12 protein-coding genes are annotated in these 15,566 nt (G+C 45.1%); 10 read left to right on the top strand and 2 right to left on the bottom strand.

Annotated elements, in window-relative coordinates:
• Window positions 1-29: 29 nt before the first annotated feature.
• From BLCOC_RS26910 to BLCOC_RS26900, 3 genes are all read left to right on the top strand, one after another.
• Window positions 30-1,475: an FAD-dependent oxidoreductase gene (locus BLCOC_RS26910; protein ID WP_115623936.1), complete on the top strand. Its 1,446-nt coding sequence runs from the start codon at window positions 30-32 to the stop codon at window positions 1,473-1,475.
• 145 nt (window positions 1,476-1,620) lie between these two features.
• Window positions 1,621-4,029: a GH39 family glycosyl hydrolase gene (locus BLCOC_RS26905; RefSeq protein ID WP_115623935.1), complete on the top strand. Its 2,409-nt coding sequence runs from the start codon at window positions 1,621-1,623 to the stop codon at window positions 4,027-4,029.
• Window positions 4,030-4,077: 48 nt separating this feature from the next.
• Window positions 4,078-5,067 carry a flavodoxin family protein gene (locus BLCOC_RS26900; RefSeq protein WP_115623934.1) on the top strand — a complete coding sequence of 330 codons (990 nt, stop codon included), beginning with the start codon at window positions 4,078-4,080 and terminating at the stop codon, window positions 5,065-5,067.
• Here the strand turns inward: BLCOC_RS26900 and BLCOC_RS26895 are convergent.
• Together BLCOC_RS26895 and BLCOC_RS26890 are read right to left on the bottom strand one after the other, a co-directional pair.
• Window positions 5,019-5,636 carry a 4'-phosphopantetheinyl transferase family protein gene (locus tag BLCOC_RS26895; protein ID WP_115623933.1) on the bottom strand — a complete coding sequence of 206 codons (618 nt, stop codon included), beginning with the start codon at window positions 5,634-5,636 and terminating at the stop codon, window positions 5,019-5,021. The two genes, BLCOC_RS26900 and BLCOC_RS26895, sit on opposite strands and share 49 nt — an antisense overlap.
• 32 nt (window positions 5,637-5,668) lie before the next feature.
• Entirely contained in the window at window positions 5,669-7,609 is a 1,941-nt protein-coding gene (locus BLCOC_RS26890; RefSeq protein ID WP_018594733.1) for a BglG family transcription antiterminator, read from the bottom strand.
• 223 nt (window positions 7,610-7,832) lie between these two features.
• Here BLCOC_RS26890 and BLCOC_RS26885 point away from each other — a divergent pair, with 223 nt between their 5' ends.
• From BLCOC_RS26885 to BLCOC_RS26855, 7 genes are all read left to right on the top strand, one after another.
• The gene (locus BLCOC_RS26885) at window positions 7,833-8,978 is read left to right on the top strand and encodes an iron-containing alcohol dehydrogenase family protein (protein ID WP_115623932.1); all 1,146 of its coding nucleotides are present in this window, start codon (window positions 7,833-7,835) and stop codon (window positions 8,976-8,978) included.
• A gap of 14 nt (window positions 8,979-8,992) precedes the next feature.
• Window positions 8,993-10,150 carry an MFS transporter gene (locus BLCOC_RS26880; protein WP_115623931.1) on the top strand — a complete coding sequence of 386 codons (1,158 nt, stop codon included), beginning with the start codon at window positions 8,993-8,995 and terminating at the stop codon, window positions 10,148-10,150.
• A 48-nt stretch (window positions 10,151-10,198) separates the two neighbouring features.
• Window positions 10,199-11,254 carry a 2-hydroxyacid dehydrogenase gene (locus BLCOC_RS26875; protein WP_115623930.1) on the top strand — a complete coding sequence of 352 codons (1,056 nt, stop codon included), beginning with the start codon at window positions 10,199-10,201 and terminating at the stop codon, window positions 11,252-11,254.
• Between the two features lie 30 nt (window positions 11,255-11,284).
• Entirely contained in the window at window positions 11,285-11,944 is a 660-nt protein-coding gene (locus BLCOC_RS26870; protein WP_115623929.1) for a class II aldolase/adducin family protein, read from the top strand.
• Between the two features lie 28 nt (window positions 11,945-11,972).
• Complete coding sequence (locus BLCOC_RS26865) at window positions 11,973-13,544, top strand: xylulokinase (RefSeq protein WP_115623928.1); 1,572 nt, start codon at window positions 11,973-11,975, stop codon at window positions 13,542-13,544.
• 61 nt (window positions 13,545-13,605) lie between these two features.
• Window positions 13,606-14,607 carry a sugar phosphate isomerase/epimerase family protein gene (locus tag BLCOC_RS26860; protein ID WP_165907237.1) on the top strand — a complete coding sequence of 334 codons (1,002 nt, stop codon included), beginning with the start codon at window positions 13,606-13,608 and terminating at the stop codon, window positions 14,605-14,607.
• The gene (locus tag BLCOC_RS26855; RefSeq protein ID WP_115623926.1) at window positions 14,597-15,532 is read left to right on the top strand and encodes a sugar phosphate isomerase/epimerase family protein; all 936 of its coding nucleotides are present in this window, start codon (window positions 14,597-14,599) and stop codon (window positions 15,530-15,532) included. Before BLCOC_RS26860 ends, BLCOC_RS26855 begins: the two co-directional genes overlap by 11 nt.
• The last annotated feature ends 34 nt before the right edge of the window (window positions 15,533-15,566 follow it).

Below are 15,566 nucleotides of genomic sequence, written 5' to 3'. Positions count from 1 at the left end.
AGCGGGTATGGTAAAGGAGAAAACAGATAATGAAAAGATATGATACGCAAATTTGTGTAATAGCAGCAGGACCTTCCGGATTATCTGCAGCTGTACAGTCTGCTCAGGACGGAGCGGATGTAATTGTATTGGAAAAAAGCAGTACAATCGGAGGTACGGCAAATATGGGGATGGGGCCACTGGGAATAGGGACAAAATATCAGAAAAAACAGATGATAGATATTACTGTGGAAAAAGCATTTGATATGTTTATGGACTATACACATTACAATGTAGACGCCCGGTTAGTCAAGAGATATTTTGCCCAGTCAGCGGAAACAATAGAATGGCTGGAAGATATAGGCGTAGAATTTGAAGGGGCATTTCGTTATTTTCCGCAATCAGAGGCAACCTGGCATATTGTAAAAACGGATAAAGGAATTGGCCCAAGAGCCGCTTCTTTTATGAACAGAGCCTTATATAATAAGGCATTGGAACTGGGTGTGACGGTACTTCTGGAGACAGCCGCAACACAAATCCTCAAGGAAGACGGAAGAGTTGTGGGAGTGCGGGCAAGAGGCCAGAATAATGAAGAGATAGAAGTGCGCTGTGACGCAGCCATTATCTGTACAGGCGGCGCAGGCGCAAATACTGAGATGATCAAAGAATATACAGGGCTGGAATACGGAAAAGATGTGTATAACTTTGCTGTTCCCGGTATGGTGGGGGATGGTATCCGTATGGCATGGGAGGCGGGTGCTGACCAGATGCCCATCCGGATCGAGATGGCGGCTGATTTAGGAGGCGGGGAGCCGGCAAATGCCAGTGTCTCCAACATTTTCAAGCAGCCGAATCTTCTTGTAAACCGGTTTGGAAAGCGCATTATGAACGAAGAATATATCCAGAACAGCACTTATCTGAGTAATCTGGCAAACCATCAAAAGGATAAAGTGGTATTTAACATTGTGGATACCTCTATCATCAAGTATTACATAAAACACGGAGTGGATGTCACCAGCTTAGTGGCAAATGTATCCGATGTGTCAGACTTTTTTGAGGGATTTGAGAGTCTTATGGAAAACGGTTCCCATAATTTCTTCCGGGCAGATACCATCGAGGAACTGGCTGAAAAAGCGGGAATTGATGTTGAGAATCTGAAGGAAACCATAGATGACTATAATTTCTTCTGTGACAGTGTGGACGAAGAATTTTTTAAGGCAAAGCGGTATTTAAGGCCTATATTCAAAGCGCCATTTTATGCAGCCGCCCACCATCCGGGAGGTTACGGAACTGTGGGAGGCGTCCGTATCAATGAAAACTGTGAAGCCTGTGACAGGGAGTTCATGCCCATTCCCGGACTGTACTGCGCCGGAGCGGATGCCTGCAATATTTATGATGACAGCTATATGTTCCTGCTTCCGGGAAATTCCATGGGTTTTGCTGTGAACAGCGGGCGTATTGCCGGAATGAGTGCAGCCGAATATATCCAGAAATAAAAACAGGATGTTTTCCGCAAACAGTATAGAAAAGTATAGAATATTTGACAAATTAATGCATTGTGGATTTTGAGGGATATGCTACAATCAGAATTAAGTAACCATTCGTGAAACTATTCATTATGTAATATGATTTGGAGAATATATGAGGAAAAAAGAACTGTTCAGTCTTTCTATCCAGGATAATTCCAGACATGAGGAATTGGTGCTTACAGAAATCAAGGTTTTGTTTGTTCTGGAAGGAAAACTGGATGTGAAGGTGGAGCAAAAACAATATCATTTAAACCAAGAGGATGTTATCGTAATTAATTCCAATAAACGATATGCGGTGAATCAGTCTGAAGATTACCTGCTTATGCAGCTGAGCATTAATTATCAGGAAGCCTGCAGGCAGGTGGATAATGCCGATATTTTTTTCTGGTGTGATTCCAGCGCATCGGACAATGAAAATTATCATAAACTGAGGCAGCTTCTCAAGCATCTGCTGAAGCATTATATTGAAAAACGGGATTACGAACATACCTTTGGTTTTATGTCGGACTGCTATGCGGTTTTACATCAGTTGTCTGTAAATTTTATGGTGAATTCCACGGATTATCAATACAGTGAAGATGATGAGGATCCTTACGGGGAGCGGATCGGACAGATTAACCAGTATATCCATTCCAACTATTCCCAGCCTATCAGTATCAAGGAACTCTCCGATCAACTGTATCTCTCCAATGGATATCTGTCACGTTTTTTTAAAAAGAACTACGGAATGACTTTTGGCAGTTATCTGACCAATGTGAGGATTTTCCATGCATCAGATGAACTTTTGTATACAGATATCCCCATTACTGCAGTTGCATACAACTGCGGTTTTACCTCGGTGGCCTTTTTTAATAAAGTGTTCAAGAAAAGTTACGGATTAACACCGTCAGAGTTCCGCAGACAGGCTGCGGCGGAAGATAACATGCAAGACGACATTACGAAAGCGGCTGCTCTGAAAAAGCGTGTGGAAGAAATCATAGGGGATGTCGAACCTCCGGTACCGGAAGAATGGGAAGAGAAAAAGGTTGAGATATGTAAGGCCCAATACTTTGTAGAGCAAAAGGAAATGTTCCAGAATTACTGGGGGGATACCATTAATCTGGGAGAAGCAGAAAATCTGCTGCACTCGTCCGTACAGGGACATTTACTGATCCTGCAGAGAACGCTGGGATTTAAGTATATCAGGTTTTGGAATATATTCACGGAAGATTTTTATATTAAGCCGGATTTGGAGCATTATGATTTCAGCAGGATTGATGCTGTTTTGGACTTTGTACTGGAACAGGGAATGCTGCCGCATATTGATTTAGGCATCAGGCCGGTGTCTATCTGCTATACAGTTGGAGAGGCAGTGACCAAGAAAAAACATTTTTCAGAATATACAAGTGAGCAGTGGGAAAGACTCATGAAGGTTTTTGTACGCCATCTGGGGATGCGCTATGAGCAGACAAATCTGAAGAACTGGAGGTTTGAACTCTGGTTTAATGAGGCGTACAGGGATGACAGGATAGAGCGAAAAAAATATCTGGACAGATTTGAAATTACCTGCCGGATCATCAAAGAATGCAATAAAGATATTAAGGTGGGCGGATATGGAATCCGGATGGATTATGGACGGGCAGATAGGAAAGAATTTCTGAGTATGTGGACAAAGAGAGAGTATCAGCCGGATTTTATATCCATATATTATAATTCCTATGAACGAGGTTCGGATGGACTGGATACCTTTGCCAAGAGAAGTTCAGATGACGACGGGTTTGTCCATCTGATAGAAAAAGAGCTGGCAGTGATAGCTGCTGCCGGAATGGGCGGACTGCCGGTCTATATCACTCATTGGAATCTGACACCCAGTGACCGTAATTATATCCATGATACAAACTTTAAAGGTGCATATATTGTAAAAAACGTGATCGATCTCTGGGGCAAGACTGCGTCCATGGCGTATAGCGTGGGCAGCGACATACAGTGTGTGTCTTTTGATACGCCCAAGGTGTTGTTCGGCGGAGGAGGCCTGCTGGCCAAAGATGGATTTTTGAAACCTTCGGGGTTTGCTTTTTATTTTTTGAACCGCCTTTTTCCCTGCCTTGTGGGAAAAGACAAAAATTATCTGGTCACCACAGACGGGCACGATAATTACAGGATCGTATGCCATAATCAGCAGAAGCTGAACTATAATTATTATCTTACGCCTGAGACGGATCTGGAAAAAGAAAGTATGTGGAAATATTACGAGAGCAGGTGCAAGTTAAAACTGCAGCTTCAGCTACAGGGAGTGCGGGAAGGAAACTATTGTATAAAAGTCAATCGTATCAATGACTGGAATGGCAATGTCCTTGGTATTTGGAAGGAAATGGGCTATGAAAATGAATTGTCAAAAAATGACATCAGGCATTTTCGGAGGGTCTGTGAACCTAAACTGACCATAAAGGAGGCAAATACCCAAAATGGTATGCTGGCTGTCGATGAAGAGTTGTCAGCCAACGAGATTGCATTGATCAGTATTAAATATGTTATGTCATAGAACAGACAGATACGGAACAAAAAACGAAAAGAGAGGAAATGAGCAGTTATGAAAATATTGGGGATTTCATTCGGCCGGAAAAACCAGCGGTGCGATATTATGGTAAAGGAAGCACTGTTTGCCGCAAGGGCAGAAGGGGCGGAGGTAGAGTTTATCAATACAATGGCCATGCGGATCGATCACTGCCATGCATGTGATTATTGCTCCCGCTGCCGCGACAAAGGAGAGGTGGAAATCAAATGCTGCTTAAAGGATGATTACCATATCCTGGAGGAGGCTTATCTAAACTGTGACGGTATTATTATCGGTGCGCCGGTGTATGCAGTTGGCATTGTAGGGCAGTTTAAAAATTTTATGGATCGTCTCTGTCCTTCCCATGACCGTGCGTCGCTGCTGGAAGAAAACAAGAAGCGTGCGGCAGCCGGAAAACCTCTGCTGGATGAACGTTATTTCAAGGACCGCTATTCCGCATATATCTCCGTGGGAGGTGCAGGTACCCGCAATTGGGTGGCATTAGGGCTGCCCATGCTGCATTTGTTTGACTTTTCTTTTGTACAGAAATGTGTGGGCCATGTGGATGCATACCAACAGGGAATCACAGCTCATCCGGTGTTAGACAGAGATTTAATGGGGAGATGTGCTTCTCTGGGAAAAGCAGTAGCCCAGTCCATCGGAAAACCTTACAGCCAGACAGATATCTGGGTGGGAGAACCGGAAGAAGACGGCACCTGCCCTGTGTGCCATTGCCGCATGTTGAATATGAACGGCACCACAGAGGTGGAATGCCCGGTGTGCGGAATCTGGGGCAAGATGAGTGTGAAAGATGAAAAAGTGACCATTCACTGGCCGGAGGAAGAAATCAGAAGGGCACGAAATACACAGGAAGGTATCTATGAGCACTATAATGAGATACAGGGTATGATCAAAATATGTATATCTAAATTAAGTGATCCCCAAAATGCTGAGTATATCAGACAGGAAATGGATCGCTATAAAAGGTTTAATGAGATTGTCTCATCTCCGGAGTCAGATTCGTAACAGACAGACAGAATATGCCCCGTCTTTAAGACAAACTGCCTGCAGGCCGTTTCAGGGTCCGGGCAGCCAATGGTATCGGGCGCGGGAATATGGGAAAAGGTAAAGGTAAGCTTTGTAAGAGGTATGCTGATACCGGTTCCGGTTTTTTTTACATAAGCTTCTTTTAAAGTCCAGAATTTAAAAAACCATTGAATACGAAGCTCAGCCGTAGTGGCTGTTTGATAAAAAAAGTATTTTTCCTCAGGGGAAAATACTTTTTTTATCAGTGTGTTTTCAAAAGCTCCGGGCAATTCCCCGTCAATGCCGATGGGACGGCAGGAAAAAGCACATGCCACCAGCCTGTGACAGTGGGTGATGTTAAAGTGAATACCTGGCAGACCCGCCAGATAAGGCTTTCCCTCCGGGGAGATAAGGAGAGATTCCTCTAACTTATCTGTGGAGTAGTGAATATGGTACAGCTCCTTGAGTCCGGTGAGGAGAAGAGTCCTTCCCAGTGAGTGTTCCTGTGCTTCCACTGCGCTGACGGAATCTGAGACAGGGGTATAATAGGTATAATAGATAACTGGCATGGCAGGCTCCTTTGGCAAAAATCAGATATAATTTAAACACCGGATAAACGGAAAAAATCATTTTTTTCGGATTCGTTTTGTGGTATTTTAAAAGCTTCAAAATCATGGCTGTGATAGAATAAATTGTTTAAGTAAAAGAGCAGGTTACGGTCTTCCCTGCAAAAAACTGCCATAATCACCATCTGGATCTTTTTCGTGTTCCAGACAATACGGTGTGATAAAGTCATAAAGGACAGTTTGGTTTCCTGTGCCGGAACAACAGAGTACAGAAAGACAATGTTGTTTTCAATGGCAAAGGAAGACACAGATTCCCGGCTTAGAATCTCCAGTAAATGCTTTTCAGAAGCAATATCATCCCGGATAAAGTCGGACATCATCTCCTCTATAATGGGAAATCTCTCGGTAAGGTCCTTGTTCCCATGCCAGTAAGCATTTTGAAAGAGACTTTCAGTGGGAGCAGACGGCTGAGGACACAGAGAGCGCATTGCCAGCATTTTAATATCATTCTGAAAAGAGGAGGAAGAAAAGTTTACAAAGCTGTCAAGGTAAATGGTTCTGGTGGCAGCGTTGTCACTGATCTTTTTTTTCACGGTGGTCAACACAAGGTCTGTCCGGGAAAAATCAAAGGTACTTTTGGAATTTACAGGAAGCAGGTCCGTAACTTCTAGATAACTGCCGAACATTGCCAGGACTTTACGTTTTATAGCCCATGTTGTAGTCATGTTCATATGACAGCAGATCACAGTGTTGATTTTCTTTTCCGGGTGAACCGTAAAATGGTATTCTAATGCTCCCGAAAGACAAAAGGCCAGATTGATGAGCTCTATCTCGGTAAGACGGCGTCCCATGCACTCAAAAGCAATATCCTGAAACAGATAGGCAAACTCAAATTCCGGAAGCAGGTTCTTCTTGGTGGTATTTGCATTTCCCTGTGCATAGAAAATACAGTGATTGCCTTGCAGTGTGCGCAGATAAAGCAGCAAGGTAATATAAAATTCCCTGTCATCTGAAAAGTCAATTGTAAAAACTCTTTTAATTCTTGCAAGAAAGCGGTCTGCCATTTCAATGGTAATAGGTCCGATATAAAATTCTGCATTTCCCTCTGAAATCAAAGATTCATCTAACAGGATCGCCTGTGAAATAAAATGATAAATAAAATCTCTCTCTGCAGTGGGAAAGCTGCAGTGCATCTTCTTTTCCAAATCCGTAAACAAATCCCTGGTAACCAGATAGGCTGCTGTGTTTGTCATGGGAACAGGAGCAGTTTCAGGAAGACGGTATCCTGACATGATCCTGTGGTACATAATAGCCAGAGAAAGTTCAAGTGCAACCAGACTGGGGTCTTCCATCCGGATGTGATAGCGGTGGAGATGAAAAGGAACGATATCCAGCAAAAAGTCCATGATCTGTTCATCGAGAAAATGATAACCATAATAGGCATTTCCCTTTGCGTTGTAATCCCAGTCTTCATGAAACAGATTTAAGAGTACCGCACGTATTTTATACTCGTTTTTTTCGTAGGAAATGGTGTTTTTATGCTGGATCAGTTCAATATGAGGTTCTGCCAATGTATATTTCCGTTTTAATGCATGGAGATCGTACATTAATGTGGTGTGGCTGACAAACATCTCATCTTCCAGATCAAACAGGTTCAGCGGTTCTCCGGACAGGCAGAGCTGAAATGCCAGGTAACGCATGCGGTCTTCTTTGGTAAAAAAAACAGTGTCGTTTCCATTCAATTCTTTTAACTTATCCGGAGCCTCTGTATATAAAAGATATCCCTTGCTCTGTTCAGAAAGAATATGTGTGTTATAAGCAGTCAGAAAATGATTCAGCTCCTGAATATCGTTACGGATGGTCCGGGAAGAGACATCCAGGTCCTCGGCAATCTTCTTTCCTGTAATATAGGAATTTTGATTTTGAAGTATGTGCAGAATCTTTCTCTGACGGAGGGAGAGAGTCAAAGTATCCATGCAGGAAAGCTCCTTTCTTTTTATGATTTGTCTATCTGTTTTTCCTTATGAGAATTATATCAAATCGAGGCACCAATGGCTAGAGCGTGTTTGGCCAAAAGTGAAGCTGGAGGCCGGGTTTGTTTTCCTCTTAATAGCGGAAAAACATGATTTGAGAAGAAAACCGGGACACGATAATATGAACCTGTAAGATAAAGACAAATCGAATAACGGGAGGAGAAGTATGAGTTTTGATTTCTTTGTAAAGAGCAATATTAAATTTGGAAGAGGCGCAGCAGAAAAACTTCCTGAACTGATAAACGCATATGGCCTGAAGCATGTAATGGTAGTGTATGACAGCGGGGTCAAAGCAGCGGGCATTGCAGATAAAGTTTTGGAACAGATACATAAGACAGGGGCAGCGGTTACGGTGTTCGATGACGTGATTCCCAACCCCACAAATGAAATCGTAGAAAAAGCATCCGGCATTGCCAGGAATGCACAGGTGGACGGATTTGTGGCAGTTGGCGGAGGAAGCAGTATTGATACCGCTAAAGCCATCAATGTGTTAATGACAAATCCCGGAAAGATCAGCGATTATGCGGGGATGAATATGGTGAAACATCCATGTCTGCCGCTGATCGCAATTCCCACAACCGCAGGGACTTCCAGTGAGATCACAAACGTCAGCGCATTGATCGATACGGAAAAAGTGATCAAGTACGTTGTGATAGACAACAAGATTACAGCGTCTGATGTGATCGCTGACCCGGAATTTACCAGAACGGTTCCGGCAGGTGTAACTGCGGCCACGGGAATGGATGCCATTACCCATGCGGCAGAGAGTTACCTGTCCAATATGGCAACACCCCTTACAAAATATCAAGCTCTGGAAGGGCTTCGCATCCTGTATCAAAATATAACAAGAGCGGTTGAAAATGGTGAGGATATGGAGGCCAGAGAACAGATGATGCTGGGATGTATTATCACCGGATTTAGTTTCTCCAATGCAAACCTGGGCTTAGTCCATGGAATTGCCCATACCTTAAGCGCACACTTTGGACTGGCTCACGGCATGGCAAATGCAGTTGTTCTTCCCTATGTGATGGAATATAACGCAGAGAGCTGTCCAAAACAGATGGCGGAGCTTGCAAAGGCAATAGACCTTCCGGTAAGCGGAAATCCCGAGAAAGATTCTCATCTGTTTGCGGAGGAATTGAAAAAGCTGACAGTCAGGCTGAAGATCAGGACGTTATCTGAGCAGGGAATACAGAAAAAAGACTTTGATATGCTTGCCGAAGATGTTCTGAGAGAGCCTGTACTTGGTTTTAACCCTCGCCAGGACATCACAAAAGAAGACATATTGGCAATCCTTGAAAAGGCATATTAAGAAGAGAAAAATTCATGAATAAGAGAAAAAAATGGAAAATTATCGTCGCGGTTGTATGTATTTCCTTTATCCAGGGGCTGCAGTTTAGTGTATCGCCAATCCTGGGTCAGATATCTGAACATTATCAGGGAGTTCCTGTGAGCCTGGTGCAGATGCTGGTCACGGCGCCTTCGCTGATATCCATTGGAGTGGCATTGGCTTCTGGCTGGCTGGCGGTGAAGGTCAGCAAAAAAAAGCTTCTGCTCTTGGCAAGCCTTGTGGCAGGAGTCAGCGGGATCGTCCCTTTTTGGGCTGATTACTTTCCTCTCCTTTTTGGGGCGAGAATGGTTTACGGAATCTCATTGGGATTGTCCACAACGCTGAACACAGCGGTGGTTGCGGATTTCTTTGAAGGAGATGAGAGGGTTTCTGTTATGGGAATCCAGGCGGCCAGCATAGGAGCCGGGATGGTGCTTATCACTACGGCAGCAGGGTGGCTGGGAATGTCCGCGTTTAAAAATTCTTATTGGATCAACATAATAGGATTTCTGTCTTTGATATTGATCGCGGTCTGTCTTCCGGAAGCGCCGGAAGCAAAAGCGAAAGAAAAGGAAAAGATACGCCTGAACGGAGAAGTCTTTACTGCGTCCCTGTTTGCTTTTCTGGAATTTTTATTTCTCATTGCCTTTACAACCAATATTTCCATGCATATCGGCGGGGCATTAAAAGGAAATACGGCAGTGTCAGGGATGCTGACCGGGGTTTTTTCCGGGATACAGATTGCCGCAGGTCTTATGCTTGGAAGAATCACAAAGATTACAAAGAAGTATACAATGCCTGCCGCCATGCTCAGTTTTACTGTGGGCGCAGTGCTTTTAAGCCTGTTTCCCGCTGATATGAAAATGTTGGTTCTGGGAGCCTTGTTCTGTGGCTTTTCCCAGGGGGTTTTTATTCCCACAGGGATGGTCAATGTGGCCAACGCAGTACCGCCGGCGGCAACGGCCATGGCATCCGCCATATTCACCAGCGCAATGAGCCTGGGGCAGTTTATATCTCCGGCCGTGTTGAATGGCAGTTCAAAGATACTGTTTGGAGAAGCGGCAACAGCCAATGTGTATCTGATCGCGGCGGTGGGTATGGCAGGTTCCGCTGTACTGGCATTTGCCTGGAAAGCAAAGAAGACAACCGGATGATTGAGAATCATCAAGAGTAGATGAATAAAAATTGGAGGTAGATACCAAATGAAAAAGAAACTTGCACTTTGTACACCGATTCCGGAGAAGATTCTCCAGTCTGTCAAAGAACAGTGTGATATCACTGTCTGCGGTGAATTAAAACATGGAAAGGGTAATGTCACAGAAGAAATGACACGGGAAGAGTGTAAAGGACATGAGCTGGTGGTGCTTGGCGACGAATATGCCGGTGGGGAAACGATCAGGGAGTGGGCTGCATCCGGTATGAAATTTATGGGTGTAGCAAAAGGAACACCGGCAACCGTGGATCATGAGGCGATTCAGGAGGCGGGAATAGAGCTTTCCTATACACCCGGAAGAAACCGTGTGGCTGTGGCTGAGTTTAATATGGGGCTGATGATCGCAGTCGCCAGAAATTTAACCCTGAGCAGTACAGGATTGTCCAGAGGCGAACATGTGGGTGAACCCATGGAAGATATTTATGATGTGCCGGATGTGAAAAATGTAACCTTTGGTCCCTTGGATGAAAACCATCCGTTTATGGATTATGGTATTGGGTTTGAGCTGTATGGCAAAAAACTGGGAATTGCAGGTTATGGTGCCATCGGAAGAGAAGTTGCAGTCAGAGCCAAAGCTTTTGGAATGGAAATCCTTGCATATGACCCCTATATTCCCAAAGAAAAGATTGAAACGGACGGGGTGCAGGCAGTGAATCTGGATACCATGCTCAGCCAGTCAGATATGATCAGTATCCATCTCCCTGTACTGCCCCAGACAAAAGGGATCGTGAATAAAGACTGGTTTTCAAAAATGAAGTCAACTGCCTATGTGATCAATACCGCCAGGGCAGCAGTCATTGACCAGAAAGATTTTGTGGAAGCTCTTCAGAATAAGCAGATCGCAGGAGCGGCCATTGATGTTTACTGGAAAGAACCGGTGCCCGCCAACCATCCTCTGCTGAAAATGCGCAACGTTGTCTGTACACCGCACATGGCAGGTCTTACCACAGATGTGGACGGCTGGTCAGGAACCATGATGGGAGAAGAGATACTTGCCTATCTGAAAGGGGAACAGAGAAAGTATATCTGGAAGGTTCGCAAATAAAAGTAAAACGACGAATAAGGAGATTGAAGTATGATTTATGAAGATATCAGAAAAACAGTGCTGGCTGCCATTAACGAAGCGGTGGAAAAAAAGCTGATCAACGGTACATCCGGGAACATCGCAATGAGAGATTCAGAGAATCCCAATATTGTTGCAATCACACCCAGCGGAATTTCCTATGCGGGGATGAAACCGGAGGATATTGCCATTGTGGAAATGATGGATGACGGAACAAATAAATGGATTGACGGAGCTTACAAACCGTCCTCCGAAGTTCCCATGCACACGGCAGTTCTGCGCATGAGAAAAGACGTAAATGCCACAGTACATACACACAGTATGTATGCCACCATCTGCGCCATGGGAGATGACCCGGAACTGAAACCTATTACACCGCCTCAGTGTGAGTTTACACCGGTCAAAGTGGTTGGATTCACAATGCCGGGTTCCGATGAAGTGGCAGAGAAGGTGGCAGCGGCAATCGGTGAAAAGGGAAGAGTATGTCTGATCAAAAATCATGGCATGTTTTCCTGCGGCAAGGATATGAAGGGAGCTATGCACGCGGCAGTTTACACAGATGAAATGGCGCAGACAACCGTAATTGCAAAAACCCTGGGCAATTATGAGCCAATGCCCCAGAAGGCAGTGGAAGCCATGCAGGCCCTGATTGCCGCGGACCAGGCAGTTTAAGATACCCTTCTGACAGGAGGATATGATATTGGGAGAAATACAGAAAAATTACCTGATAGGCATGGACTGCGGGACGACGAATATAAAAGCCATTCTGATGGGGGAGGACGGAACGGTTGCGGCATCGGCAAGCCGGTTAAGCACAACCATTCAGGCTGGCCCGGGGGCAGTGGAACAGGACCCGCAGGAATGGTGGAGAAATGCAGCAGCCATATTCCGCTCGCTCTCAGAAAGTGCCGGTGATTCCATCATGAAGAGAGTCAGGGGAATCGGCATCAGTTCTCATACGGTAACCATGCTGCCCTTGGATGAGAAAAGAGAACCCCTGCGAAATGCCCTGACATGCCAGGACGGGAGATCAGGCAAAGAAATGCACCGGATTGTAAAGGAAATGGGCTTGGAGCATTTTACATCCGTTGCAGGGGGGCAGCCGGCAGTTTCTTTCCTGCCAAACAAGATTCTGTGGTTTAAAGAACATGAGCCGAAGTTGTTCGCAAGAACCAGGTACTACATACAGGCAAGTTCTTTTTTGAACATGAAGCTTACAGGGGTCATGACAACAGATATGGATCAGGCGTCCAGAACACAGTGTCTGGACATCCGCACTATGACATGGTCAAAAGAGATCGGAGATATCATAGGGGTGGATCTAGAGCAGGTGATGCCGGAGTTAAAGGCAGTTGACGATATTATCGGAACTGTGACAAGAGAAGCTGCCCGGGAAACAGGTCTGCCAAAAGGCGTGCCTGTGATTGCCGGATGCAGCGACGCTCTGGCTTCCATGTATGCCATGGGATTAAAGCAGCTTGGAGACGCAGGGGAGTCCTCGGGAACAACATCCATTGTCTTTGCCGGAAGTGAAAAAAAGAGCCCCTCCAATGTTCCGGTAGTCACAAGACCCTGTACTATTCAGGGAATGCCCTGGATTTTCGATGCGCCTATACAGTCTACCGGGTCATCCATCAAGTGGTTTATAGATAAAATGGCTGCCCAGGAAAAGCTGGAGGCAAAAGAAAAGCATATGGATATCTATACCTATTTGAACGAACTGGCGTCAGAGGCACAGCCCGGGGCAGGGGGATTATTCTTTTATCCCTATCTGATGGGTGAAAGGGCGCCCCTCTGGAACGAATACGCAAGAGGAATGTTCATCGGCATGGGTATGGACACGGAGAGAAGGGATTTTGTAAGGGCTGTTTTTGAGGGTACTGCCTATGCACTTCGCCATGTGGTGGAGACCATCAAAAAGTCTGGGGCAAGAGTTGACGCATTGTATATCTGCGGCGGCGGGGCAAAGAGCCGTACATGGTGCCAAATCAAGGCATCCATGCTGCGGGTTCCTGTATATCTTCTGGACAGCAGCTCCGGGGATGTGCCCATGGGTGACGCTCTGCTTGTGGGGCATAAGGTCGGTGTGTTTCCGGATTTTGCAAAGGCGGCAGAGAGTATCATCAAGGTAAGGGAAGTAATCCAGCCGGTTCAGCAGTGGGCCGACATCTATGATGAGCGATACCCGTATTATGTGGAACTATACCAGAAACTGGATGAAAGCCTGAAAAACCTCAGGGAAATCGTTGAGAGTATGGATAAAAAAGGATAAGAGTCTGTTTTTAAATTGCTTTAATGAATTTTCAAACAGGCGCTAGGAAAGGATGGTAAAGATGAAAGCAGTAGCAAGTTTTGGGATTGTCAATGCTGATACAAGCGGCCCGGGCGCTTTTTTGAGAGCAGCAAAATGGTATTGGGACGAACTTACCGATATGTTTGCGGCGGCCGGGTTCACCTCAGTGATGATTCCCATGGTGCCCAACACCGAAAATGTGTCACGAAACGGAGCGCCTATTTGTACGGCATCCGTAAAGACACGTTTCGGTTCACCGGAAGGATATCTGAAATACCTGAACAATAAAGGAATTGAAAATGTTGAGGCCATTGGCATTTCCGCACAGAGCCAATTTAACAGTCTTTTTGAGACAGGCCTTCCCATAGAAAGATTTTTTGATGCTTTTTACAGCCACGCGGCAGACACCATAGAGGCGCTGGTACAGTTGGGAGGCAGCACACTGCTGGCATCCCCCACACCGGGGATTGGTTTTTTGGATCAGGCATTTCACGGGGATGAAGGAAAAAAAGAAAAGTTTTTGGCAAATGCAGCGGAATGTATGAACCGTATCGGAGAAGCCTGCAAGGAAAACAAGATCCATTTTGCAGTCCGCAATGAATACTGGACTTTAGTCAGGGGAACCAAGATTGATTCCTTCATGGAAAATCTGGATACCAGTCTTGTCTCTTATGCGGCAGATCCGGCACATCTCTCCATCGCCAATGCGGATTACCTGGAATACTTTAAAAAATATGCAAAACAGGCAAAGGCGGTGTGCTTTACAGATACAAAATTCAAGGATGAACTGGATGTTTACAAGACAATATCCCCGGAATTCCCCCAGGATGGACGCAGGCAGAGAGTATACTATGACCTGGGTTATGGAAATATGGATTTTACTGAAATATATAAAATTCTGCGGAATGCTGACTTTGACGGTCCGGTAATATTGGATTCCAAATATTCACTGGATATTCCAAAAGGAATTTTAAGGATGAGAACATTCTGGAATAACTTGGAGAAAAATTATATTGCTGAGGAGGTAAGGAATGGAAAATAGAAATATTGATTATACGTACATGACGAATCTTTGGGGCAATATCAATTATAAGCAGATTAACAATTTTGATGAGTGGTATATGGGTGACTTTGGGTCAGCCTACTATTATCAGGATTGGGATAAGATTCTCCGCTACTTTGCAGGGGCCGGATTTAAGGGAATTGAGATTATGGTCTTTTCTGTTCCTAACATCACCAATGCATTCGGATCAATGAAAAATTTCAGGGACTTTGCCCTGGAACGGGGTATCGAACGGATCACAGGAATGTTTTCCCATCATGTGGGGTCCCAGGATAAGAGAAATCATCCGGGAATATTTGCATATGAGCAGCAGGCCATTGACGCCCTTGCAGAGTGTGGCGGGATCAACCTCATCGTGCAGCCCGCAGGCCAGTATTACGGAACAGGACCCCTGGATGAAGAGGGCCTGAAAAATGTGGCAGAGTGCATGAATACCGTGGGACGTATGTGCGCGGACAAGGGGCTGGCAGTATCCATCCACAATGAATTCTGGTGCGCCGTGAATAAGTATGACCATGAGAAATTTTTAGAGATGACAGATCCCCGTTATGTTTATTACTGTCTTGACACAGCACAGGTTGCGATTATGGGGAAAGATATCCTGAATTTTTATGATACTTATCATGACAGGGTACAGTATTTCCACATAAAAGACACCACCTACATTGATGCCCCGGATGAAAAGCGATTCGGCGCAGGGGCGGAATTTGATGAGAAGGGAGCGCGCTGGTTCTGGGAGCCGGGCGGCGGACTTCTGGACTTTAAAGGTCTGTGGGAGCTGATGAAAAAGTATAACCATAAGGGATGGATTGGAATTGAATCGGATGGAACACCGGATCCTCTGTCAACCATTCTTTTGACGAAAAATTATATTGATACGGTTTTGGATCCCATTTACAAATAACAGGATTGGTCTGGCCGGCTGACAGCGGCTATGT

The sequence above is a fragment of the Blautia coccoides genome (genome assembly GCF_034355335.1).
Classification (GTDB): domain Bacteria; phylum Bacillota; class Clostridia; order Lachnospirales; family Lachnospiraceae; genus Blautia; species Blautia producta.
This window is presented reverse-complemented; position numbering and strand designations above follow the sequence as displayed.